Below are 23,693 nucleotides of genomic sequence, written 5' to 3'. Positions count from 1 at the left end.
CAGGGCCCCCTTCCCGACGCCGGAAAGGGGGCCCTGTCACCTGCTCACGGGGTGGGGATCAGCTCACCGGGGTCGCCCGGCGTCCCGCCCTCGTCCGGTCGGACCAGTTCGGGTTCCACCTCGTGCGGGCGCAGCCGCCCGGCGGCGATGTCCTCGGCGAAGTGGCAGGCGACCCGGTGGCCGCCGACGACCTCGCGCAGCGCCGGCCGCTCGTCGGCGCAGCGGGTCGGCTGCGCCCACGGACACCGGGTGTGGAACCGGCAGCCGGCCGGCGGGTTGGTGGGCGACGGCAGGTCACCGGCGAGCAGGATCCGCTCCCGCCGGTCCTCGACCAGCGGGTCCGGCACCGGCACCGCCGACATCAACGCCTTCGTGTACGGGTGCATCGGCTCCCGGTAGAGGTCGTCGCTGGACGCCTCCTCCACCAGCCCGCCCAGGTACATCACCCCGACCGTGTCGGCGATGTGCCGGACCACCGCCAGGTCGTGCGCGATGATCAGGTACGTCAGCCCGCGCTCGTTCTGGAGGTCCTCCAGCAGGTTGAGCACCTGGGCCTGGATCGACACGTCCAGGGCGGAGACCGGCTCGTCGGCGACGATCAGGTCCGGGTCGAGCACCAGCGCGCGGGCGATGCCGATGCGCTGCCGCTGCCCGCCGGAGAACTCGTGCGGGTACCTGCTCAACGCCGAGGCGGGCAGGCCGACCGCCTGCAGGGTGTCCCGCAGCCGCCGGTTCGTCGCCTCCTTGTCGTCGGCGAGGCCGTGCGCCTTGAGCCCCTCCACCAGCAGCGACTCCACCGACTGCCGGGGGTCCAGGCTGGAGAGCGGGTCCTGGAAGATCATCTGCATCCGGCGGCGGGCCCTGCGCATCGACTCGCCCTTGAGCGCGCGTACGTCGGTGCCGTCGAAGACGATCTCGCCGTCGGTCGGTTCGACCAGCCGCAGCAGGCCCCGGCCGAGCGTCGACTTGCCACACCCCGACTCGCCCACCAGCCCGTACGTCTCACCCGCGTTGATCGACAGGGAGACACCGTCGACCGCGTAGACGTAGCCGACGGTACGGTCGAAGAGCAGCCCGCTCTTGATCGGGAAGTGCACCTTGACGTCGCGCAGCTCGATCAGCGGCCGCCCCTGTTCCGCCGCACCCCCCGCCCCGGCCTGCCCGGTCGCGGCATCGTCCGTCGCGGCACCATCCGTGTTTCCGGTCCGTTCGGTCACGGCACCGCCACCTCCTCCGAAACGGGGTTGTTGCACCGCAGGTCGCCGCCGGTGGCGGTGGGCTCCAACGGTGGCGGGCCGTCCAGGCAGGCGTCCACCACGTTGTCGCAGCGGGGCGCGAAGGCGCAGCCCTCGACCCACGGGATGTTGTCGGCCACCGAGCCACGGATCGCGTGCAGCCGTTCGCCCCGCACCGAGTCGAGCCGGGGCACCGAGTTGAGCAACCCGTGCGTGTACGGGTGCCGGGGCCTGGCGAACAGCTCGTGCCGGGCGGCCCGCTCCACCACCTTGCCGCCGTAGAGCACGTTGACCGTGTCGCAGAGGCCGGCCACCACCCCGAGATCGTGAGTGATCATGATGAGCGCGGTGCCGGTCTCGTCGACCAGCTGCTTGAGCAGGGTGAGGATCTGCGCCTGGATGGTGACGTCCAGCGCGGTGGTCGGCTCGTCGGCGATGAGCAGCCGGGGCTTGCAGGCCAGCGCGATGGCGATCAGGGCACGCTGGCGCATACCGCCGGAGATCTGGTGCGGGAACTCCGTCAGCCGACGGTCCGGGTCGGGGATGCCCACCGCGTCGAGCAGTTCCCGGGCCTCCCGCAGCGCCTTGCGGCGGTCCATCCCCCGGTGCCGCTCCAGCACCTCGGCGACCTGCACCCCGATCGGGACGACCGGGTTCAGCGAGGACAGCGGGTCCTGGAAGATCATGCCGATGTCCCGGCCGCGGCGGTCCCGCAGGTCGTCCGGGCGGAGCTTGAGCAGGTCGGTGCCCTCGAACAGCACCTCACCGGTGACCCGGTTGCCGCGCTTCGGCAGCAGCCCCATGACCGCCAGGCTGGTCACGCTCTTGCCGCAGCCGGACTCGCCGACCAGGCCGACCGTCTGCCCCGGCTCCACCGTGAAGCTGACCTGGTCGACCGCCGTGAACGGCCGCTCGCCCCGGCGTTGGAACACCACGCTCAGATCGCGTACGTCGAGCAGGCTCATCGGGTCACATCCTCACTGTGCTGGTCGTTCGCTCCCGGCTGCGGTCGCCGGTCCACCCGGCTCCCGTCCGGCCCGGGGCCGCCTGCCACACCGCACCGCCGCACCGCCGTCACCGCCGGTTCTTCGGGTCGATCGCCTCGCGCATCGCCTCACCGAGCAGGGTGAAGCCGAGCGCGACCACGATGATCGCGAGCGCCGGATAGTAGGCCAGCTCGGGGCGGACCTCGAAGTAGCGCTGGCCGTCGACGCCGAGCATCAGCCCCCACTCCGCCCGATTGATGTCCGGGTCGCCGAGGCCGAGGAAGGACAGCGCCGCCGCATCCAGGATCGACACCGCGAAGGTCAGCGTGGCCTGCACGATCACGGCGGTCAGCGAGTTGGGCAGCATGTGCCGCAGGACGATGTTGCGTTCCTTGACGCCCAGCGCCCGCGCGGCGAGGACGTGGTCGCTCTCCCGCTGGGCCAGCATCGAGCCGCGCAGCAGCCGGGCGAAGATCGGCACGCTGACGATCGCCACCGCGAAGATCACCGTCCACTGGCTCGACCGGCTGGCCATCGCGACCAGGGTGATCGCCAGCAGCAGGCTGGGCAGCGCCAGCATCACGTCGGTGAGGCGCATCAGCACCACGTCGACCCAACCGCCGAAGGCACCGGCGATCGCGCCGAGCAGCACGCCCAGGGTGAGGCCGATCAGGGTGGCCAGCACGCCCACGAAGAGGGTCTGCCGACTGCCGTGGATCATCCGGGAGAGGAAGTCCCGGCCGAGCGGGTCCGAGCCGAACGGGTGCCCGGCGGTGGCCCCGGGGATGCTGTCCACGGTCAGGTCCCGGGTCAGCTCGTCGAAGCGCTGCACCGGGTCGTGCGGGGCGATCAGCGGGGCGAAGAGCGCCACCAGCACGAACAACCCGACGATGACGGCCCCGACGATGGCCACCGGGTTGCGGCGCAGCCGGCGCAGCGCGTCCCGGTAGAGGCTGACCCCGCCCGGGTCGGCGGTGGCCCGCGCCAACTCGTCGAGCCGGGCCCGCTTGCGGTCGCCGAGCCGACCGATGCTGCGCTCCCGCCGCTGCTCCGGGGTCTCGCCGGACTGGCCGGGCTGCTCGTCGGCGGGCTCGGTGGGCTGGTCGGTGGGGGTGTCGCCGGTGCGGGGCTTACCCACGCCGGGGCGGGTGGTCGGGTCGGTCATCGCACACGCACCCTCGGGTCGATGAAGGCGTAGGAGAGGTCGACCAGCAGATTGACCAGCACGAAGACCAGCGCGGCGAGCAGGATGATCGCCTGGAGCACCGGGTAGTCCCGGCCGCCGCTGATCGAGTCGGTGATCAGGGTGCCGAGCCCGCCCCAGTTGTAGACCTTCTCGGTGAGCACCGCGCCGGAGAGCAGCGCACCCGTCTGCAGGCCGATGGTGGTGACCACCGGCAGCAGGGCGTTACGCAGGATGTGCCGGCCCCGGATGGTGCGGTGCCGCAGGCCCTTCGCCTCGGCGGTCCGCACGTAGTCCTCGTTGAGCACGTCGAGCACGCTGGCCCGGGTGATCCGCACGATCACCGCCAGCGGGATCGTGGCCAGCGTGACCGCCGGCAGGATCAGGTGCCAGAGCGCGTCGGCGCTGGCGTCGAACTCCCGGGTGAGCAGGCCGTCCAGGACGTAGAACCCGGTCACCGAGGTGTTGTCCATCCCGGTGCTGATCCGCCCGGACGGCGGGAACCAGTGGATGTCCTGGGTGAGCACGTCCTTGAGCAGGTAGCCCAGGAAGAAGATGGGGATCGAGATGCCGAGCAGGGTGCCGGCGATGGTCAGGTTGTCGAGGAGTCGGCCCCGGTAGCGGGCGGCGAGATAGCCCAGCGGCACCCCCAGCCCCACCGCGATGATCATGGCGGCGATGGCCAGTTCGATGGTGGCCGGGAAGGCGCGGGCGATGACGTCGGTGACGGGGTCACCGGTCCGGATCGAGTTGCCCAGGTCCCCGGTGAGGACCCGCTGCATGAACTTGCCGTACTGCACGAGGATCGGCTGGTCGTAACCGAGCGCCTTGATCAGCAGCGCCCGTCGTTCCGGGGTGGCCCGCTCGCCGAGCAGCGCCTCGACCGGCCCGCCGGGCAGGTTCCGCAACCAGACGAAGATCAGCGCGGACAGCGCTATCAGCGTCACCACCAGTTGGAGCAGGCGGCGGACTATGACTCGCAACATCTCTCACACACCAGACTCTCGATGTTCGCGGCATCGGCCCGGGCCGGCACTTGCTCCCGACCCGGGCCGATGCACGCCTACGGCGTCAGCCGACGGACGTCACTTGCTGCTGACGCTGACCGTGTTGAACCGCTCGTCGGTCAACGGGCTGGCGACCATCCCCTGCACGTCCTTGGTGACGACGATGGCCGGCGGGGCGTGCCAGACCGGCACGGCCGGCAGCCACTTGGCGGCGATGTCGCGGTTGACCTGCTCCCAGGCCGCCTTCTTGCCCGCCTCGTCGACGGTGCCGTCGGCCTTGGCGATCGCGTCGAACATCTCGGTCATGGCCTGGTCGCCGAACTCGACCTTGCCCCGGCCGAAGAAGGTGCCGACGAAGTTGCCCGGGTCGTTGTAGTCACCGGTCCAGCCGAGGATGTGCAGGTCCTGCTTGCCGAACTGCTGCACGTCGTCCTTGAAGCCACCGTTCCACGGACGCGGCGTGCCGTTGACCTTGATGCCGACGGCCTGCAGGTCGTTGGCCAGGACGGTGAAGATCTCCTGCGGGTTCGGCATGTACGGCCGGGAGACGTCCGGCGGGTAGTAGAAGTTGAGGGTCAGCCCCTCGGCACCGGCCTCCTTGAGCAGCTGCTTGGCCTTGTCCGGGTTGTACTCGTACTTCTGCACGTCCGGGGCGTAGCCGAGCACGGTGTCCGGCATGAACTCGTCGGCGACCTTGGTGCCACCCGGGCCCTTGGTCTGCACAAGCTGCTGACGGTTGAGGGCGTAGGCGATCGCCTGGCGCACCCGCAGGTCCTTCAGCTTCGGGTTCTTCTGGTTGATGCCCAGGTAGAGGATGTTGAACGCCGGGCGGTCGAGGACCTGGAAGCCCTCACCGGCCAGCGCCTTGCGGTCGGCCGGCGCCGGGAAGTCGATGCCCTGGACGGTGCCCGCGCGCAGCTCCTGCTTACGGGTGTTCTCGTCCTTGATCACCTTGATGATGACCTTGTCGACCTTGGCCTTCTCGCCCCAGTAGTCGGGGTTGCGGTTCAGGGTGATCTCGTTCTTGGCCTTGTCCCAGCCGCCGAAGGTGAACGGGCCGGTGCCGACCGGGGTGGTGGTCGCGAACGAGCTGTACTCGAAGGAGTCGCCGTTCTGCTTGACCGTGTCGGCGTCACCCTTCTTGAGGGCCTCCGGGCTGGCGATCGAGAGCGCGGTCAGCGCGAACGCGCCGGGGAACGCACCCTTGTACTTGTTGAGGGTGACCACGGCGGTGCCGTCGTCCTTGGCCTCACACTTGTTGTACAGCGCCTCGCCGGCACCCTCGGCCTCGTTCTTGGCGAACCCGCCGAAGACGTCCTGGTAGTAGATCATCTGCGACTGGGCGGCGGCGCCCTTCATGTTGTACCAGCGGTCGAAGTTGAAGCAGACCGCGGCGGCGTTGAAGGGGGTGCCGTCGTGGAACTTCACGCCCTGGCGCAGCTTGAAGGTCCAGACCTTGCCCTCGGGGTCGTGCTCCCAGCTCTCGGCGAGGCCACCCACCAGGTCGGCCGTGCCCGGCTTGTGCTGGACCAGCGTGTCGTACATCTGCCGGACCGGCCGGAACGACTCACCGTCGTCGTTGAAGATCGGGTCGAAGTTCTTCGGGTCACCGGCACCGGCGAAGATGAAGGTGCCGCCCGTCTTGGCCTCGCCACTGTTGTCATCGCCGCGGTCACTCTCCGCACAGCCGGCCGCGCCGACCGCCAGGGCTGCAACGGCCACGAGGCTCACGGCCGTCCTTAGCCTTCTCGCCTGCATCTCTCACCTCTGTCATCCGCCTGAACAACGCCGGTCCATGGCTCGGTCCGTGAGCGGGAGGCTATGACACGACACACCGAAGCGGAACGGCCGTTAGGCAATCGCTACCAAGCCGACACCAAGCACTCCGTCTGACACCGCCGGATCTCCCGACAAACGGGACTGTCACAGCGGAACCTCGGAGTTATGTCAGGAAATCACCCGATTGTCCGGGCCAGGAACCGCCGTCGTCACCCGCCGTCACGATCCAGCCCGCCGCCCCGCGCCGACCGGGTCGGCGGACGCCGTCCGGGCGGGGTGCCGGGCCGCCGCCGGCACCGGTGTCCGGTCCTGGGCACGACCCGCGTCCGGGCCCGGGTCGTATGCGCCGGGTGGGGTCGACGTCCGGTGACCGGCGGCACCCGCCGGCCGGAATCCCGCCCCGGCCCCCGGCGTTACACCACCCGTACGACCGCAGCAGCACCCCCCGGGCCGCCCGACGCCCCGGCCGCCGGCGGAATGACCCGGCACCGACGGTCGTTACACCTCGGTACGACCGCAGCAGCACCCCGGCCCACCCCGCACCAGCTGCGGGAATGACCCCGGAACCCCGGTCGTTACCACTGACCCCGGCACGAGCGGCAACCACCCCGGCCGGGAACCCCTGAACCTCCCTTCCCCCGCACGAGCGGCCCCCGACGTGGTGCCCACGCCCCAACACCGCCCGTCCCCCACGGGCACACCCGGCCCTCCACCGGCCGGGCGGGGCGTCTACCCCCGAAGGAGCTTCCCCCATGAACACCACCATCCTGCGTAAGAGTGTTCTCGGTATCGCCGGTCTCGCCGTCGCCGGTGGCCTGGCCGCCGGCCCGCTCAACCACCACACCCCCACCATCGACACCCGCCCCGTCGCCGCCGTCCAGGCCGACAAGCCGGCCGCCGACACGCTGATCCCGCACGGTGTGCAGGGCGACCAGTCCCACATCGACCTCAACGACGAACAGACCGGCAACGTCAAGGCGATCATCGCCGCCACCAAGAAGGCCGGCATGAACGAACGCGCCGCGGTCGTCTCCATCGCCACCGCCCTGCAGGAGTCGAAGCTGGAGAACCTCGGCCACCTCGGCGACCGCAACGACCACGACTCGCAGGGCCTGTTCCAGCAGCGCCCGTCGAGTGGTTGGGGCACCGTGGAGCAGATCACCGACCCCGAATACGCCACCCTGGCCTTCCTCAAGGGCCTCAAGCAGGTCGACGGCTGGCAGGACATGCCCCTGACCAAGGCCGCCCAGACCGTCCAGGTGTCGGCGTACCCGGACCACTACGCCCAGTGGGAACAGCAGGCCGCCGACCTCGTCGCCCAGCACTGGAACAGCTGACCCTGCGTACGACACGATGGCCGGCACCCCGCACGGGGTGCCGGCCATCGGCGTACGTGGCGGGGGGTCAGACCGCGCGGCGGCCCTCGAAGGCCCGACCCAGGGTGATCTCGTCGGCGTACTCCAGGTCGCCGCCGACCGGCAGGCCGCTGGCCAGGCGGGTGACCGCGATGCCCATCGGCTTGACCATCAACGCCAGGTACGTCGCGGTCGCCTCACCCTCGGTGTTCGGGTCGGTGGCCAGGATCAACTCGCGGATCGTCCCCGCGCTGAGCCGGCTCATCAGCTCGCGGATGCGCAGGTTGTCCGGGCCGATCCCCTCCAACGGATTGATCGCCCCGCCGAGCACGTGGTAGCGGCCCCGGAACTCACCGGTCCGCTCGATCGCCACCACGTCCTTCGGTTCCTCGACCACGCAGATCACCTCGTCGGTGCGGCGCGGGTCGCGGCAGATCCGGCACTGCTCCGACTCGGCGACGTTGAAGCAGGTGGTGCAGAACCGGACCAGGTCCTTGACCTTGCGCAGCGCACCGGCGAGCCGGGTGACGTCGGCCGGGTCCGCCGACAGGACGTGGAAGGCGATCCGTTGGGCGCTCTTCGGGCCGACGCCCGGCAGCCGCCCCAACTCGTCGATCAGGTCCTGGATGGCACCCTCGTACATCTGCGGGTCAGAATCCGGGCAGGCCGAGGCCGCCCATGCCGCCGGCCACCGGGCCCATCTTCCGGTCGGTCAGCTCCTTGGCCGCCTCGGCGGCGTTGTGCAGGGCCGCGACGACCAGGTCCTCCAGGGTCTCGACGTCCTCCGGGTCGACCGCCTTCGGGTCGATCCTGATGCTCTTGACCTCGCCGGAGCCGGACACGGTCGCGGTGACCAGGCCGCCGCCGGCGGTGCCGGTCAGCTCGGCCTCGGCCAGTTCGGCCTGCGCCTTGGCGATCTGCTGCTGCATCTTCTGCGCCTGCTTCAGCATCTGCTGCATGTTCGGCTGTCCACCTGGGCGCACGGATGGCTCCTTCTCGCACTCGTCTGCTCGGCCGCGCCCAGCCTAGTCGGGCACGACCGGTGGTCTCCGGTCCGGGCGACGGCGGGTCAGCGCGCGTCCACCTCGTCGATCTTCTCGGCCCCGAACGCCTCCCGGAGCAACTGCACCGCCTGCTCCTCGCTCGACTGCCGGGCGGTCCGCTCGTCGATCACCTCGTCCAGCGGTTCGTCACCCGGATCGAAGCCCTCGTAGGCCGGGGCGGTCGTCGGCTGCGAACGTCCACCGGCACGCCCCGGCCCGTCGTAGTCCGGGTCGTACGGTGGCTCACCGGCCCAGTCGGCGTCCGCCGTCCGGCGTGCCGGCTGGGCGGTCCGGGGCACCTTGGCGGTGCCGGCCGCTGCCGCCGCCGCTGCCGCCCGCGCCGCCGCGATCGCGCTGCTCACCGGGGCTGCACCGGGGGCGGTCGCACCGGTCTGCGCCGGGGCCGTCGCCGGTCCCGCCGGCCTGGGTACGGCAGTCGCCGCCCCGCCGGCACGCGCGGTCGCCGCCCCGGCCGCCGGTGCCACCGGCCGTGCTCCCGACCCCCCGGCCGTGCCCGGTCCGGCCGGCGCGCCCGTAGATCGGCCCGCCGTACCGTCGGGCGTCGTCGCCGTGGCCACCGCGCCGCCCGGACGGGCCGCCTCGGGCCAGTCGCCGGCGTCGCCCGCGCCGCCGACCCCGCCGGGGCGGGCAGCCTCCGGCCATCCGTCCTCGCCACCGGGACGGGCCGGCTCGGGCCAGTCGTCGTCGGCCGCGTTGGTCCCGCCGCCCTGCGCCTGCGGGTCGTCGCCTCGCACCGCGACGGCGGTCGCCCCGCCCGCGCCGGAACCGCCCACCGCACCGGCGCCGTTCACGCGACCGGCACCGGCAACACCCGGCACCCCGTGCGGGCCACCGGGGCCGGCCCCGCCCGCCGCGCCGTTCGCGCCGATCCCGGGGTGCGCGCCGGTCGGGGCAGCATCGGACCGGGCCGCCGGCCCGCCGGCCGGACGGGCCACGCTGGACGGGCCGGGACCGGCATCCGGGCTGGCTGACGGGCGGGACGGGTGGGGGGTGGCAGCACCATCGGGCGGGCCGGGCGGGGAGTCGGCGACAGGCGCGGACGGGCGGGCCGGACGGGACGGACCGCCCAGGGTCGCCCCACCCCGCTCGCCGGCCACCTCGCAGCGGATCTGCCAGCGACCGCCCAGCTCCTCGTAGAGCGCGTCGGTGAGCACCCGGGCGTGGTCGGCCATCATCTTGGCCAGCACCACCGACTTCACGGTCACGACCAGCGTGTCCCCGTCGAGGTCCCGGACCACGGCGTCCCGCATCAGGGCGGCGATCCGCTTGTTCGTCCGGTTGACCTTGCCGACCACCTCCGGCCACGCCCGCCGGACGGCCACCGCGTCGAGCGCGCCCACCGGGTCGCCGCCCGGACGGGACGGCTCGGGCGTCGCCGGATCGGGCAGCACCGCCGACGGCGGCACCGGACGGCGTACGGGAGCGGCGTCGGCGACCGGTGGGCCACCCGACGGCGGCGCGGCGGGTGCCGCCGAGGATGGTGCGGATCGGGCTCCGGCCACGGCGGCCCGCGCGGCAGCCGCCCCGGTGGGGCCTGCGGGCTCCGCCGGGGTGTCGGCGACGGCCGGGGCGGGCTGGGGGCGTACCTCGGTCGGGTTGGGGGCAGGCGCGGAGCCGGCGGCGGCCGGCGGCAGGTCGACGGCACCCAGGGTGAGCCGGCGCTCCATCCGTTCCAGGCGTTGCAGCAGGCCACCTGAGGAGTCGTCGACGCCGGGCAGCAGCATCCGGGCGCAGATCAGCTCCAGCAGCAGCCGGGGAGCGGTGGTGCCGCGCATGTCGACCAGACCGTTGTGCACGATGTCGGCGCAGCGGGACAGCGTCGCCGGGCCGAGCCGCTGGGCCTGTGCGGCCATCCGCTCGATCTGGTCGGCCGGGCCGTCGATCAGGCCCTTGTCGGCGGCGTCCGGCACCTGCTGGAGCACGATCAGGTCGCGCAGCCGTTCCAGCAGGTCGGAGGCGAACCGGCGCGGGTCGTGCCCGGCCTCGGCCACCCGGTCGACGGTCGCGTACGCCGCCGCGCCGTCCCCGGCGGCCAGCGCGTCGCACATCTCGTCGATCAACGCGGCATCGGTGACGCCGAGCAGCGCGGCGGCCCGGGGATAGCTGACCCCCTCCGGGCCGGCACCCGCGATGAGCTGGTCGAGCACGGAGAGGCTGTCCCGGGCGCTGCCGCCACCGGCGCGCACCACCAGCGGGAAGACCGCCGGGTCGACGGTCACCCCCTCGGCCTGGGTGAGCTGCTCCAGGTACGGCCGGAGCACCTTCGGCGGGATCAGCCGGAACGGGTAGTGGTGCGTCCGTGACCTGATCGTGCCGAGGACCTTCTCCGGCTCGGTCGTGGCGAAGATGAACTTGACGTACTCCGGAGGCTCCTCGACCAGCTTGAGCAGCGCGTTGAAGCCGGCCGACGAGACCATGTGCGCCTCGTCGATGACATAGATCTTGAAGCGGCTCTGGGCCGGCGCGAAGAACGCCTTCTCGCGCAGCTCACGGGCATCGTCGACGCCACCGTGGCTGGCCGCGTCGATCTCGATGACGTCGATCGAGCCGGAGCCGTCGACGGCCAGCGACCGGCAGGAGTCGCACTGCCCGCACGGCTCCGGGGTGGGGCCCTGCTCACAGTTGAGCGAACGGGCCAGGATCCGGGCGCTGGAGGTCTTGCCGCAGCCCCGGGGGCCGGAGAACAGGTAGGCGTGGTTGAGCCGCCCGCTGCGCAGCGCCTGCGACAACGGCTCGGTGACGTGCTCCTGGCCGATGACCTCGGCGAAGGTGCGCGGCCGGTACTTGCGGTAGAGCGCCAGCGTCACTCGCCCCGCCTCCTCTCGACCGAGCCATTCTGCGCCGGTCGGGCGCGGGTGACCACCCACCACCCCGGGACCCGGCCCGCAGGTACGGTACCGGTGGCCGGAGACAAAAAGGCCTCCCGTGCACCCGGCAGAGCTCGCTTATCCTTGCTGCCTTCCGGCCCTGGGGAGGTTCACGAGATACCGCCGCACGGGAGGTAGGCCCCACCCTACCCGACAGCCGGTGGATCTTCGGGGGGTGGTGGGGTGGCCGGGCCGCCGGGGACCTGTATCCTGGCTCGCGGAGGATTCGCCTAGAGGCCTAGGGCGCACGCTTGGAAAGCGTGTTGGGATAAAACCCTCACGAGTTCGAATCTCGTATCCTCCGCTCGCCTGAGCAGCACCAACGTCGAGGGTCGGCCCCGTTCGGGAGCCGACCCTTCGTCGTTTCCCGCGCCGCCCGGCCGAGATCGTCCACGCGCTATGCCCACGGCAGAACGGGCACTCAGGCACCCGCGCCGACTCCTAGGGTCTTCCGCAACAGCGGCCCGGCCGAGGGAGGCAGCGATGCGGATCGTCTTCGTGCACGGGGCGTGCGTACGCGACGGGGCGTGGTGGTGGTCCCGGGTCGACGCGCTGCTCGCGGCCGGCGGGACGGCGAGCGTCGCGGTACGGCTACCGAGCTGCGGTGAGCTGCCGGACGCCCGTCGGCCGGCAGGGCTGGACGACGACGTGGAGGAGACCCGTCGGGTCCTGCGCGACGGCGGGCCGACGATCCTCGTCGCCCATTCCTACGGCGGGATGGTCGCCAGTGCGGCGGCCGACGCCGGGGACGTCCGGCATCTCGTCTACGTCAGCTCGTTCCTGCCCGACGTAGGTGAGTCCCTGGCCGATCTCGGGCCCGCCGGACCCGCGCCCCACCTGGAGTTCTTCCCCGACGGCACGTTCGCAGCCCGGCCCGAGCTGGTTCCGCCGCTGTTCATGCACGACTGTGACCCGGCGGCGGTGGAGGGTGCGCTGGCCCGGCTGGTCCGGCAGGACGCCGCCGTGCTCACCACCCCGGCCCGGTACGCCGGCTGGCGGTCGACCCCATCGACGGGGGTGATCTGTGCCGGGGACCGTGCCACCCCGCCGGAGGTGCAGCGCGCCCAGGCGGCACGGGCGGGGCGGACGGTGGAGCTGGCCACCGGGCACCATCCGATGCTCTCCCACCCGGAGCTGCTCGCCGGGCTGCTGCGGGAGATCGCCGCCGAACACGACTGAGAACATATGTGCGGGACGCCAGAGGGGCTGAGCGGTGCGTGTCCCTTACGGTCGAACGGTGAAGCGACCGCGCTTGTATGGACCGGGCGAACTGGCTGCCCTGTTCAACGTGTCGCGGCAACGGGTCCTACAGATCACCCGCCGACCCGGCTTCCCCGAACCACTCGCCCGTCTGATCGGCACCACGGTCTGGGACGCGGACGAGGTGGACGAGTGGGCACGCCACCACCGCCCGCCCCGCCCACCTGCGGAAGACGACGAGTAGCCGCCCGGCCCGTCGGGCCGGGCGGCAGCAACACCGGCATGCCTCCCACCGCGAACCCCGGTACGGTGCGGGCACTCGCGGCGGCCCTGAACCCGTCGTACACATGTGCTATCCACAGGGTGTGGATGGCGGGGGGATCGGATGAGTTACGAGCTCAGCGCGGTCGTCGCGGACGTCGAGCTGCTGCGGGAGCAGACCGCCGACCTGGATCACGCGGTGCTGGCGGCGCTGCGACAGGATTTCGCGCTGCTGCCGGTGACGCCGCAGTTGGTCGAGGAGCTGACCGGCGCGCTGCCGGACTACCACCCCGAGGAACCGACCCCCGAGCAGCCGTTCGAGCTGGTGATCTCGCCGGCGCTGGGTGGGCTGCTGGACCGCTGGTCGCGGCGGGGGCCGGTGGCGTACCTGGAGGCGGAGTTCGCCGGCGGGCTCGGCCACCAGGCGTCGGCGGTGTGGTTAGGCGGCCGGTTGAGCTGGGGCCCCCGCTTCGACTCGGCCTTCACGCTGCCGCGCGGGGAGTGGCCGATCAACGCGGCACTGGCCCGGCTCGGCGTGGAGCCCGGCCGGTGGCTGGACCCGTTCGCCGAGCTGGGCCTGCACCTGGAACGGCACACCGCCGGCTGGCTGGCACACGGCCGGCGCGGGCTGACTGCCGACTACTGGGACGAGCTGGCCGAGGAATGGGAAGAGCAGCAATTCCCGGCTGACCAGCAACCTGAACGCCCCGGTCCCGTTGGGGACTGGGGGATTCCATGAAATTGCGACAATTTGCCGTTCTTGCGGCGTTACTGGTGGCTGCCTCGGCGTCGGGCAGCGGCACCCATCCGTCGGGGCCCGAGGTCCCGGCGCGGCCGATCGGGGCCAGCCAGGTGGTCGGACTGCACGGCCTCGCCGGGGCCGAGTTCGGTGCCAGCGAGACCGAGCTGGCCCGACGCGGGGTGCTGCGCGCCGACGCCGACGCCTGCGGCATGACGCTGGCCGGGCACGGCACGGCCAGCCCGATCTTCGTCGACGGCCGGCTGGTGCTGCTCTGGCTCGACGACCCGATGAGCACCCCGGAGGGGATCACGGTCGGCACCCCCGTCGCCGAGGTGCTGAGCCGCTACCCGTCATCCGTCCGGCTGCACGCGCCACCACGGACCTACCGGTTCGACGGGCTGCTGGCCCGCGACGGCGACCGGGGCTACCTCTTCCTGCACGACGGCACGGCCGTCCGGGAGATCATCGCCGGGTACGCCGACTGGGCCCGCCGCCTCTTCGACGAGGGTCACAGCCCCTGCTGAACTGCAACCGCGACGTGGATTGTCCGCGACCGGCCCCGATGAGAACATCTCCTGGCCACGCGGTCGGCGTCGGCAGCACACGGGGGATCGATGTCACGTACCGTCCTGTCCCGCCCGGTGATCCGGGCCGGGAAGTCACTGCCACGCCTCGCGCTGGCTGCCCTGCTCGTCCCGGCCCTGGCCGTCGGCCCGATCGCCGCAGGTGACGGGGCACCGACCCCGGCTGCGGCGGTCGGTACGTCAGACAGCGCGGCGACCCACCCGCCGGCACCCGCCACATCGGACCCGGGGTCGCCGGCCGCCACCGCCCGGAAGACGCCGGCCACCGGATCCGGCCGGAACACACCGGACCGGGACGTGCCGGTTCCCGCAGCCGAGCGGACCGCACCACAACTGGCGACGACCCCGGCCCCCGGTACGCAGGCCGCCGGGCTGAGCACCGGACAGCCACGTACCCGGTCCACCACCATCGTCCGGCAGCCCAAGCCACCCCGCTCCCGCTGCGGCGGCGTTCTGGCCCTCGGCAGGGTCTTCACCTGCACCGCGATCGTCGACCAGGCGCAGGACGTCTGGACCGTCACCACCACCGCCGCCGACGACCTGCTGCTGATCCAGCTCGGGCGGGGCTCCGGGCCGGACTCCGTCGGCGGCCGGGTCGCCGATGCCGCAGGTCGCGAGTTGTGCCGGCTCGGCGTGGACGCGAACCGCTGTCGGGTCGGTGCCGCCGGGACCTACCGGATCACCCTGCGGTTGCCGTACTCGACCGGGCGGGGGAACTACACGATCGCGGCCGAGTCGACGCACACCCCGTCGAGCTGCGGGCAGTTGCCGGCGGATCTGTTCGACTTCGGGTCACCGGGGAGCACGGTGACACTGCCGGCCGGGGCGGCGGCCCGGTGCCACCTGTTCGACCAGCCGCGCGGCGCGCTGCTGCGGTTCGTCGACCCGGGCGGTCCACGCGACATCCGTGGGCTGATCCTCGACGGGCAGTTCCGAACGCTCTGCGAGTTGAGCTACGGCGGCGGTGACTGCTGGCTCGAACGGCCGGGCCCCTACCGGCTGCTGAGCTGGGAACAGTACGGCAAGGAGGGCACCCACCTGGTCAAGGCGCGGCGACTGTCCGACCCGGCGGGCTGCCAGAGCCTGCCGCTCGCCCCGTACGGCGACCCGGGCAGCGCCGTGAACAGCGGCGTTACCCCGGCCGGCGAGACGACCTGCCACACCTTCAGCACCGACGCGGCCCGGCCGCTGCTCGTCCGCGCCGTCAGCCTCGACGCCACCAGCTTCGACTGGCAGGTGCTGGATGCCACGGGTGCTCAGGTCTGCGCCCGGCAGGGCATCCCGGTCTGCAGCGTGCCGGCCACCGGCCGGTACACCCTGCTGGTCAGTAGTCCCCTCTACGCCGACCGGCCCCACCGGTACGAGGTGGCGCTGAACCCGCTCGACCGGGCCGACGGATGCGCGCCGAACACCGGCTACGCACCCTGGGACCAACCGGCCCTCCAGGTGAGCCAGGTCGCCCGGGTACAGACCAACTGCCATCCCTTCACCGGCCTGGCAGGTGAACGGGTCATCGTGTCCGGCGCACGCTGGACGATGGACAGCGGTGGCGAACGGATCTGCACTGAACCTTCCGACCAGGTCGGCTGCGTGCTCCCGGCCGACGGCGACTACCGGGTGATCTCATACCGGGAGTGGACCGGGAACGCCCCCGAGACGTACCCGCTGGCCATCAGGCGGATCTCCGACCCGGTGGGCTGCCCCACGGTCCGGCCCGGCAGCTACGGCGCCGCGCCCGCCGGTGCCCCGGCCCCGGTCGCGTGCCGGATCCTGGACGTCCCGGCCGCCGGGGTCTACCGGGTGACCGCCCTGCACGGCGACAACGTGACCACGTTCGCCCGGGTCCTCGACACCGCAGGCCGGACGGTCTGCGCCCAGGTCCGCTGCCCGCTGCCCGCCGGCCGGCACACCCTGCTGGCCAGCGTGGACGCCACCAGCACCACCGAGTTCGCGGTGTCCCTGCTGCCGCTGCGGCCGACCGGGTGCACACCCGTCTCCGACGCCGGCTGGGCCGACGCGCCGCACCGGGGCCGGATCGACACCTCCGGCCAGGTCAACTGCCTGATCCTGGCCACCCCGTCCGGGGCGTCGATCGCCGCGCTGCTGCCTGTCGACGCCGCGTTGAACGTCGACATCGTGGACGCGGACGGCGAGTCGGAGTGCAGCCTCTGGTGGTACACCTGGCACGGCTGCGAACTGGACGGCCCGGCACCGCACTCGGCGCTGCTCACCGGGCAGACCTGGGTGACGCAGCTGGCGTACACGGTGGGCTTCGCCAGGACCGACGCGCCGGCCTGCCCGACGCTGCCCCGGGACACCACGGACACCACCGTGACCACCGGCCCGGACCGCCTCGCGGCCTGCTTCACCGTCCCGGCCGACCAGCACGCCGCCCGGCAGACCCTCACCTGGGCGCGCACCGCCGGCACCGGCCGGGCCCGGCTGACCGTCTTCGACGGGGCGGGACGGTCGCCGTGCGGGACGGACCGTGCCGTCCAGGGCACCGTCACCTGCGCGCTGCCTCCCGGCCCGGTCACCGTGCTGCTGGATGCCGACGGCAACACCGCCACCTACCGGCTGGGCCACCGGAACGCCGGCACCTCCTGACCCGGTCGCGGGCCGGCTCCGACCAGGGGCCGGCCCGGCAAACGCGGAACGCCCGGTCGATCCTCGCGGATCGACCGGGCGTTCTCGCCTGTCACGAGCGGTGGCGGCGGGATTTGAACCCGCGGAGGGCGTAAACCCTCACACGCTTTCGAGGTCTGCGACTATGCGTCCGGGCCAGTTCGACAGCGCATGTGACCAGCAGTTCGGCTGCCCTTCGGACCGTTATGAACGACCGCGTATGGCACTGAATGAGACCACAGATGAGACCATCCTCACGCCAAGGGGCGCAGCACCCGGCCAGCTTCCCTCTCCGGCGCCACGGGCGCGGGACGATGACCAAAGACCCCCCGTAGAGAACTACAAGCGCTTCAGCTACCTCGGCCTTGCAAAGATCAAGCCTGCTGTCGGCCGGTGTCGGTCACTGCCGCTGACCTGGTTGTCGAGTCGGCTCCCGTCGGCCCCATAAGCTGACCGTCGGTCAGCTTGGCTGTACGGATGTCTGTACAGCCCAGACGCCCCGGACCTCTTCGTCCCGAACGTGGGTAGGCGGCATCATCGGGGGTCACCGAGTGCTGTCCGATGCCGTCGAGCATGGCCGTCGTACTTGCCTCCGTGAACTGTTGTTGCCGGTAGCGATCCGCTCGCTGCCTTCTCGCTGCCGATCGGTATCGCTGATGCTTCGGTGTCGGATTTCTGTCTGTGGTCGGACCTTCTTCCGTTGCATCGCCAGCCCGCTCGCCGTAGCTTGTTGGTACCGAGGCCACCCAGGTTCTACTTCTAGACGGAAGAGGCACGGATGGAAGACCTGCACGTAGGCGCTTTCTGGAGCTACGCGCATGAAGATGACCGTCTAGACCTTGGCCGCATCCGTAACCTCGCCCAGCGAATAATGGACGAATATTCGTTGATAACTGGCGAGGAGCTCGACATATTCGTCGACCGCAGCGGGATACAGTGGGGCCACGCTTGGCGAGCAAGAATCGATGCCGCACTCGGGGCAACCACCTTTTTTATACCCGTCCTCTCTCCCAGGTACTTCACGAGAGATGAGTGCCGGAAAGAGCTTATTTCCTTCAATCGCCGGGCGCAGGCGACGGGGGTTGCGGAATCCCTTTTGCCTATCCTGTATGCGCCGATTCCGAACCTGACATCGGAAAACCCAGATGAACTTGTTGCACTAGCGTCCCGATACCAGTATGTCGACTGGACCGATAATCGCCTTGCAAGCGAAGACTCTCCGGAGTATCGACGGGCAGTTCACGAGTTAGCTAAACGCCTAACCGAGCTATCGTCGTCGATTGGAGCAAGGCTAGTTTCGAAGGAAATAGCTATCATCGATGACGCGGATGAGGACGCGGGGATATTCGACCGCCTAGAGAGTGTCATGCAACTGCTTCCAGACTGGCTCGAAAGCGTAGAGTCCAGCGAGACAAACGAAGCTCAGTTTGAAGCTCTCATAGACATTCTGTTGCCGCGGATCGAAGCTCTAGAGAATCGCCCGGGACAGGGACAGGCTCGCCTTGCTGTCCTTCAACGTCTCGCAAAGGAAGGCATGCCTCTGGCGCAGCGACACTTGGAGGCGTCTGCGGTCTATGTTAGACGCTCAATGGAGCTCGACCCTTTGATAACTAGCCTAGTTCAAGCGGCTTCTAATCACCCTGACGCAAGAGACATCTTAGACGAGGTGCACGAATGCATAACCAAGGCAGAGCGAGGAATAACTAAAGCAAGCCGAACCGCCAGGGGAATGCGGCTCGACGAATGGCTTCGGACCCGTGCTCATCTGAGCCGCCTGGCGAATCAGCTCACAAGGACTGTTGAGGCGGCGAACAAGAACATCACGGAAGGCAATGCAATTGTTGCCCGCTGGCTGCTGGAGTGGAGGGATCTCCCACTCGCCCCTTCTGTTATCTCGGAAGCCCCCAGCATTGAAGTGCTTGATTTCTGACTGTGCATTCTAATATCAGTGTCACTCAGGGACGCTGCGGAGGCTTTTGGATGGCAGACGAAGTAGACGTGATGCTGCAAATGTGGCTGAGTCGATGGGAGCAGATACGCCAATCAGAGAACCAACGCGCCGCAATGACGAACATTGTGATTATTGTAGTGTCGGCAATCCTTGGCTTCGTAGCGAACAAGGGCCTCAGCCCTGCCATGCTGCCGTTATCGCTCGCAGTGCTCGTTCTCGGCATTTACGGAGCGACGCTTTCCGCGAAGTATTACGAGCGATTCCGATTCCACCTTTCCGAAGCTGCCGCAATTAGGAGTTGGCTAGATGAACGGCTTCCTTCGCTTGATCTAGAGACAATCCGGTCAACGGCAAGTGCTTACCAGGCTCAGGAATTTCCTCGTTTGATCAAAATTCCCCTTTACAGGCTGTGGGTAGCCCTTCATGCGTTGATCGCTCTTGCTGGCCTAGCTCTGACTGGCACGATACTGGCAAGGCTTTAGAGTCGAGTCAGGAGATTCGGTGCAGGAATCTCCGGCACCGACGCATGGCTATTCACCATCCCACCTCAACCGCCCTGGGACCGGAACCGTTCGGCAACTCCATCGCGGAGTCGTCTGGCCCTCGCCGGAGGCACAGCTCTGACTCGCATCCCTCCCTCCCCCCACCGCCCCCGCCTTCACCCTTTTCCACCCTTCGGGCCTACGCGACCGTCCGGAACTGTTCGGCAACTTCGTCCGCCGCGGTTGACCTGCCGGATCTCGTGCCGCCTCGGATCGTCGGCATTGGGTGGAAGCGTATTCGCCTGGCCTTGGTCGTCCTTCGTGACGCGCGGGGCGGGGGGGGTCGGACCGGCTGATTTTTCCGCCCCCGCGCAAGAGCGCCGGGGCGGCGACTCCGCAGGAGCCGTTTGCCGCGCCCCGGCCCGCGCCGCAAGGAACGCGCTTGATGTCTACAGAGGCTGTCTCGGCAGGGTGCTGACGACGGAGCCGGACAGGCTCTCCAGCCATGCTTCCCATGCGTCCGTAAGGGTGGCGGCCAGCTCTGACCTTGCCGGCACCCAGTCTAGGACGGTGTGGGCGCGGCTAAGATCCGCGATCAGGGTTGGTGGCTCCGGCTTGGGTGGCTGGCGGCGGACGTTGACCGCATGGCCGGTGATCTGCTCAGCGGTGGCCACCACGCTGGCCATACTCGTTCCGATGCCCGAGCCGAGATTGATGGTCTGGCAGACACCGGGAGTACAGGCCGCCAGAGCGAGTTGGACGGCGGTGGCCACGTCGGCGACGTGCACGAAGTCCCGCACCGCTGATCCGTCGCCGTTGAGAATGACGTGGTCGAGTTGGCCGGTGATGGCGCGGAAGAGGTTGGGGATAATCCGGGCACTGTCAGTGTCGGTGACGCCGTCGACGGCTCCGGCGATGTTGAAGGGCCGTACGGTGATCGCACCGATCGCTCCAGTCGCTGCGTAGGCCGCGACCATCTGCTCGGCGGCGACTTTGGATGCCGCGTAGGGGCTTTCGGGGTGTGGGTCGAGGTTTTCGGAGAGTGCGCCGTGGTGCTGTGATCCGTACACGATGTTTGTGGAGGCGAAGACCAGGGCGGCCGGCGCGGTGGTCGTCCGTGCGGCGTCCAGGGCCATGAGTAGGTTCAGGGTGCCGGTTGCGTTGACGTCGAAGTAGCCGAGTGGGTCGGCGAACGAGTCTCGGCCGCTGGTGAGTGCGGCGAGGTGCACGACGCCGCCGTACTCGCCTTGCTGGACGATGTCGGCGACGCGGTTGCGGTCGCGGATGTCTCCCGTCACCAGCTCGGCACCAGGGGGCGGGGTGCGGCGGTCGCCGTGGCCCCGGGTCATGACGGTGACCCGGTGACCGGTGGTGAGTAGTTCGCGGGTGACGGCGTGGCCGAGGAATCCCAGGCCACCGGTTACCAGTACGTGCACGTCAGCCTCTCCCCAGGATGGTGCGACGGTGTTCCCATGCGAGTTGGATGCAGCCGGCCGCCGCCGGGGCCAGTCGGCCGCTGGCGGTCAGTTCGTCGATGGTGTGTCGGGTGAACGGCAGCGCCGAGGTGGGCCGTACCCGCCCGGTCTTGACCACGGTCCCCTCGGCATTGGCGCTGACCATGTCGGCGAACAGACGGTCATAGGTCGGGCCGTCGAACACGGCCACGGTCAGGATCTCGCCCCACAGGGTGAGCGCATCAAGTGCGACGCCGAGGCAGAAGACCTGTACCCCACCGGCGGCTAGGGCGCGGTCAAAGGACGCCAACGGTTCGACGGTGTAATCCGCCGGCTCACCATCGCCGCCGTGCTCGGCGCTGCCGAGGAATTCCTCGCTGTACTCGCGCATCATGTTGCGCCACAGGTCGAAGTCGGCCGCTTGAGCGGCCGGCAGAACGCTCGACGGTTGGAAGACCCCCGCCGGCATGATGTGCAGCATCCCCCCGGCCACGGCCACATTGCCGGCCGCCCGGTTGTGCAGCACGAAAGAGACCCCGTCGTCGTCGACCCGCAGGGTGAGCGTGTCGGTTGACGGTGCCGTGGCCCGGCGGCCAGGCGTGAACGGGTCGCCGACGAGCCGCCGGAAACCGAGGTTACGCCAGGACGCCGGCAGGATGCCGCTCCCATCACCGGCAACGTGGTACATCGCCATCTCATGCGCAAGCGCTTCCGAGACGTCGACACCACCAAAGTACGTGCCGGTGGTGAAGGTGAGCGCCCGATCGGGCTGACTCCAGTCGACCCCCGCGAGGTGCCACGCGAGCCGATTCTCCAGCAGCCGGGGCTGCTCGACGTCGCGCAGCGCAAGGCTGTAGCGCTGATGGCGCCGCCCGTCCGACGCCAACGGCCGTACGCCGGCCGATGCGTCCTCGGTGCCGGTGACGACCGGCGCGGTTCCTTCCGGCGCGAGTCCGATGCCGAACTGCGTCAACTCGATCGGGGTCGACGGCAGCCATTCCGGCGGCGCGATGAGACCGGTGTCGCCTACTCGGTCCTTCGCGTCATAGAGGCGGGCTGCCTCCCTGGCGAGCTGTACCCGGTGGGTGTTCAGCTTCCGTCGGACGGCCCGCCATTCCTGCTGACTCTCCTCGGCTTGTGGGTGAGACTCGGAATCCTGGTAGATCGCGAAACCTCCGGAGTCGTTCTCAGGACTGTCGCGTTGCTGCGGCGTGACGCGCTGCCGGGTAAGGCCGAGATCCTGCACGGAGACGCCGAAGTGCTCGGCAAGAAGCTGCCGGTAGAGCGCCGACGGGAACGTGATACCTCGCTCCCACCTGCTCACCTGGTTAGCGGTGACGGCCAGTCGCTTGCCCCGCGCCGTCCCGAGGTGGTTCAGCCCGTTCGCCACGTCCTGTTGAGTCTCGCCGGCAGCATCACGAAGGTTGTAGAGCGCGAGATTCGGGTTTGCATCCCTGGCGCGAGCAGGCAAAACGGCCCTCCCTTGCTGGCGTAGGCATCGACCCATGCACACCCGTGCCTAGTCAGTGCCTAGTGAACTGCGTCTACCCGGCTGGCGAACGGTGTTCGGGTGCGCGTCCAGAACTGGTGTTCTTGTCGCCATGACCGACATCGACCCCGATCCGCTCGACGGCATCCGCGAGCCGCCGCACCTCGGCGTGCAGTTGATCCAGCCGAGCCAGCACCAGCGACGAACTGTCCGCCGGCCCTGCTCCCCCGCTGCCGCTAGGCGGCGTGGTGCCGGTCAGTACGGCACGAAGGTAGTCGTCCGGCCAGCCGAGCGCGTGCGAGATCGCAGCGAGCGTCCGAGCGGAACGCTTGCGGGTCGCCGTCGCGTATTGCAGCTCTCGCAGCGTCGCTACCGAGACCTTGGAGCGCTCGGCCAACTCCTGCTGAGTCAGCGGCAACTCGGCCATCCGGCTGTTGATGGCACTGGCCACGGCCTGCCAATTCTCCACCCGACGCCTCCCTGTCTGACTGCCTGATCCGCTGATCCTAGTCCCCCACCCTCGTTGACATCGCACAACTTCAGCGCTAATTTTAGCGCTGAAATCAGCTACGCCGCCGGTTGGTAACCGGGGAAGGCAGCGCCTCGCGGCGCTGCGCGCCCACGGACCGCTGCGCCCCTGCTCATTGACAACCGAATCGGGCCGCACCTCCCACCGAAAAGGTGCCGCGCACGGCTCTGGTCACCGTGCATCTCATCCACCACCGGCCCGGCGGCGCGGGCGTTTCTGCCCAGCGCCGCCGGGCTCTCCACTGACTCCACCTGGAGGTCTTCCGTGCGGAAGCAACTCGCTCCCGGCACCACCGAACCGACTGCCGCCGATCTGGCTGCAATCGAAGCCGAATGGCCTCTGATCGCTGCCGAGCTGGATGTGCTCGACGCCGAGATCACTCTTCTCAACGCCATCGACCAGGGCGGCCCGACCGCTCTGGACTGGCGTCGACTCCGGCGGGCCGAGGCGCGCGTCACCCGCGCCGCCGCCGATCTCGCCGACCACGCCCGCACCGACCCGCACCGCGCGGCCTGATATCCGCTCTCTCCCCTGTGTTGAAGGAGTTCCGAGTGACTGTCCAGAAGTCCCGTCGCGCCGTCATGGCCGAACTGATCCTGCTGGCCGACCCGACCGAGATCCGCTTCCGCCCCGACGGCACGTCGCTGGCCGTCGAGTTCGCCAGCATCGCTGACCTGAAGTCGTGGCTACACCTGGCCGGACTCAACGACCCGGACATGCTGACCGCCGAGTACGACCACACCACCGACGACGGCCGTCCGTATCGGCAGATGAACGCCTACCCGACGTGGCACGGCTGGAAGGTCTACGCCTCCGCCACCGACTACACCGACACCGCCGGGCCGCTCGACCCGTCGACCGCTGACCGGCTCGCCGCGCTGGCGGTGGCCTGATGTGCCG

The 23,693-nt window shown here is 70.1% G+C and carries 21 protein-coding genes, 1 tRNA gene and 1 other RNA gene; 11 read left to right on the top strand and 12 right to left on the bottom strand.

What is annotated here, in order from left to right; genetic code table 11:
- Nucleotides 1–44: 44 nt before the first annotated feature.
- From ACWCHM_RS30855 to ACWCHM_RS30835, 5 genes are all read right to left on the bottom strand, one after another.
- Nucleotides 45–1,121: an ABC transporter ATP-binding protein gene (locus ACWCHM_RS30855; protein WP_454223228.1), complete on the bottom strand. Its 1,077-nt coding sequence runs from the start codon at nucleotides 1,119–1,121 to the stop codon at nucleotides 45–47.
- A 92-nt stretch (nucleotides 1,122–1,213) separates the two neighbouring features.
- Nucleotides 1,214–2,200 carry an ABC transporter ATP-binding protein gene (locus tag ACWCHM_RS30850; protein ID WP_204957384.1) on the bottom strand — a complete coding sequence of 329 codons (987 nt, stop codon included), beginning with the start codon at nucleotides 2,198–2,200 and terminating at the stop codon, nucleotides 1,214–1,216.
- 109 nt (nucleotides 2,201–2,309) lie between these two features.
- The gene (locus ACWCHM_RS30845) at nucleotides 2,310–3,386 is read right to left on the bottom strand and encodes an ABC transporter permease (protein ID WP_454220923.1); all 1,077 of its coding nucleotides are present in this window, start codon (nucleotides 3,384–3,386) and stop codon (nucleotides 2,310–2,312) included.
- On the bottom strand, nucleotides 3,383–4,390 hold the full coding sequence (locus tag ACWCHM_RS30840; protein ID WP_088643793.1) for an ABC transporter permease: 1,008 nt from the start codon (nucleotides 4,388–4,390) through the stop codon (nucleotides 3,383–3,385). The genes ACWCHM_RS30845 and ACWCHM_RS30840 overlap by 4 nt, the downstream gene beginning before the upstream one ends.
- A 99-nt stretch (nucleotides 4,391–4,489) precedes the next feature.
- Nucleotides 4,490–6,169, bottom strand: coding sequence for an ABC transporter substrate-binding protein (locus tag ACWCHM_RS30835; protein WP_454220921.1), 1,680 nt, complete (start codon nucleotides 6,167–6,169; stop codon nucleotides 4,490–4,492).
- Between the two features lie 773 nt (nucleotides 6,170–6,942).
- Between ACWCHM_RS30835 and ACWCHM_RS30830 the strand changes: the two genes are divergently transcribed.
- Complete coding sequence (locus ACWCHM_RS30830) at nucleotides 6,943–7,527, top strand: hypothetical protein (protein WP_454220919.1); 585 nt, start codon at nucleotides 6,943–6,945, stop codon at nucleotides 7,525–7,527.
- Between the two features lie 67 nt (nucleotides 7,528–7,594).
- Here the strand turns inward: ACWCHM_RS30830 and recR are convergent, their stop codons facing one another.
- The 4 genes from recR to ffs form a co-directional block, all read right to left on the bottom strand.
- Nucleotides 7,595–8,188: a recombination mediator RecR gene (gene recR / locus ACWCHM_RS30825; RefSeq protein WP_088647762.1), complete on the bottom strand. Its 594-nt coding sequence runs from the start codon at nucleotides 8,186–8,188 to the stop codon at nucleotides 7,595–7,597.
- Between the two features lie 7 nt (nucleotides 8,189–8,195).
- Nucleotides 8,196–8,504, bottom strand: coding sequence for a YbaB/EbfC family nucleoid-associated protein (locus ACWCHM_RS30820; RefSeq protein ID WP_239484943.1), 309 nt, complete (start codon nucleotides 8,502–8,504; stop codon nucleotides 8,196–8,198).
- A 110-nt stretch (nucleotides 8,505–8,614) separates the two neighbouring features.
- Entirely contained in the window at nucleotides 8,615–11,416 is a 2,802-nt protein-coding gene (locus tag ACWCHM_RS30815; RefSeq protein ID WP_454220917.1) for a DNA polymerase III subunit gamma and tau, read from the bottom strand.
- A gap of 107 nt (nucleotides 11,417–11,523) precedes the next feature.
- An RNA gene (ffs, locus tag ACWCHM_RS30810) (signal recognition particle sRNA small type) lies at nucleotides 11,524–11,613 on the bottom strand.
- Nucleotides 11,614–11,695: 82 nt separating this feature from the next.
- Here ffs and ACWCHM_RS30805 point away from each other — a divergent pair.
- The 8 genes from ACWCHM_RS30805 (at nucleotide 11,696) to ACWCHM_RS30770 (ending at nucleotide 19,321) form a co-directional block, all read left to right on the top strand.
- Nucleotides 11,696–11,780, top strand: a tRNA-Ser gene (locus tag ACWCHM_RS30805).
- Nucleotides 11,781–11,959: 179 nt separating this feature from the next.
- A complete protein-coding gene (locus tag ACWCHM_RS30800; protein ID WP_454220916.1) occupies nucleotides 11,960–12,655 on the top strand; it encodes an alpha/beta hydrolase in 696 nt (231 codons plus the stop codon).
- A gap of 58 nt (nucleotides 12,656–12,713) precedes the next feature.
- Nucleotides 12,714–12,920, top strand: a complete 207-nt coding sequence (locus ACWCHM_RS30795) for a helix-turn-helix transcriptional regulator (RefSeq protein ID WP_088646531.1) — start codon at nucleotides 12,714–12,716, stop codon at nucleotides 12,918–12,920.
- Between the two features lie 141 nt (nucleotides 12,921–13,061).
- Nucleotides 13,062–13,676: a hypothetical protein gene (locus ACWCHM_RS30790; RefSeq protein ID WP_281902186.1), complete on the top strand. Its 615-nt coding sequence runs from the start codon at nucleotides 13,062–13,064 to the stop codon at nucleotides 13,674–13,676.
- Nucleotides 13,677–13,708: 32 nt separating this feature from the next.
- Entirely contained in the window at nucleotides 13,709–14,203 is a 495-nt protein-coding gene (locus ACWCHM_RS30785) for a hypothetical protein (RefSeq protein ID WP_454223227.1), read from the top strand.
- Nucleotides 14,204–14,293: 90 nt separating this feature from the next.
- On the top strand, nucleotides 14,294–16,870 hold the full coding sequence (locus tag ACWCHM_RS30780; protein WP_454220914.1) for a hypothetical protein: 2,577 nt from the start codon (nucleotides 14,294–14,296) through the stop codon (nucleotides 16,868–16,870).
- A gap of 796 nt (nucleotides 16,871–17,666) precedes the next feature.
- Nucleotides 17,667–18,818 (top strand): TIR domain-containing protein, encoded by a 1,152-nt coding sequence (locus ACWCHM_RS30775; RefSeq protein WP_454220913.1) that lies wholly within the window; start codon nucleotides 17,667–17,669, stop codon nucleotides 18,816–18,818.
- 50 nt (nucleotides 18,819–18,868) lie between these two features.
- A complete protein-coding gene (locus ACWCHM_RS30770; RefSeq protein WP_454220912.1) occupies nucleotides 18,869–19,321 on the top strand; it encodes a hypothetical protein in 453 nt (150 codons plus the stop codon).
- A 449-nt stretch (nucleotides 19,322–19,770) separates the two neighbouring features.
- Here ACWCHM_RS30770 and ACWCHM_RS30765 read toward each other — a convergent pair whose 3' ends face one another.
- The 3 genes from ACWCHM_RS30765 to ACWCHM_RS30755 form a co-directional block, all read right to left on the bottom strand.
- Nucleotides 19,771–20,757: an NAD-dependent epimerase/dehydratase family protein gene (locus ACWCHM_RS30765; RefSeq protein WP_454220910.1), complete on the bottom strand. Its 987-nt coding sequence runs from the start codon at nucleotides 20,755–20,757 to the stop codon at nucleotides 19,771–19,773.
- A 1-nt stretch (nucleotide 20,758) separates the two neighbouring features.
- On the bottom strand, nucleotides 20,759–22,246 hold the full coding sequence (locus tag ACWCHM_RS30760; protein WP_454220909.1) for an XRE family transcriptional regulator: 1,488 nt from the start codon (nucleotides 22,244–22,246) through the stop codon (nucleotides 20,759–20,761).
- A 73-nt stretch (nucleotides 22,247–22,319) separates the two neighbouring features.
- A complete protein-coding gene (locus ACWCHM_RS30755) occupies nucleotides 22,320–22,733 on the bottom strand; it encodes a helix-turn-helix domain-containing protein (RefSeq protein ID WP_454220908.1) in 414 nt (137 codons plus the stop codon).
- Between the two features lie 324 nt (nucleotides 22,734–23,057).
- Here ACWCHM_RS30755 and ACWCHM_RS30750 point away from each other — a divergent pair, with 324 nt between their 5' ends.
- Both ACWCHM_RS30750 and ACWCHM_RS30745 read left to right on the top strand, forming a co-directional pair.
- The gene (locus tag ACWCHM_RS30750; protein WP_454220907.1) at nucleotides 23,058–23,309 is read left to right on the top strand and encodes a DUF6284 family protein; all 252 of its coding nucleotides are present in this window, start codon (nucleotides 23,058–23,060) and stop codon (nucleotides 23,307–23,309) included.
- 65 nt (nucleotides 23,310–23,374) lie between these two features.
- Nucleotides 23,375–23,686 (top strand): hypothetical protein, encoded by a 312-nt coding sequence (locus tag ACWCHM_RS30745; RefSeq protein WP_454223226.1) that lies wholly within the window; start codon nucleotides 23,375–23,377, stop codon nucleotides 23,684–23,686.
- Nucleotides 23,687–23,693 lie beyond the last annotated feature (7 nt).

This window comes from Micromonospora sp. SCSIO 07396 (assembly GCF_053667945.1).
The sequence above is the reverse complement of the archived record's forward strand: the minus strand, read 5'-3'. Positions and strand labels throughout refer to the sequence as shown.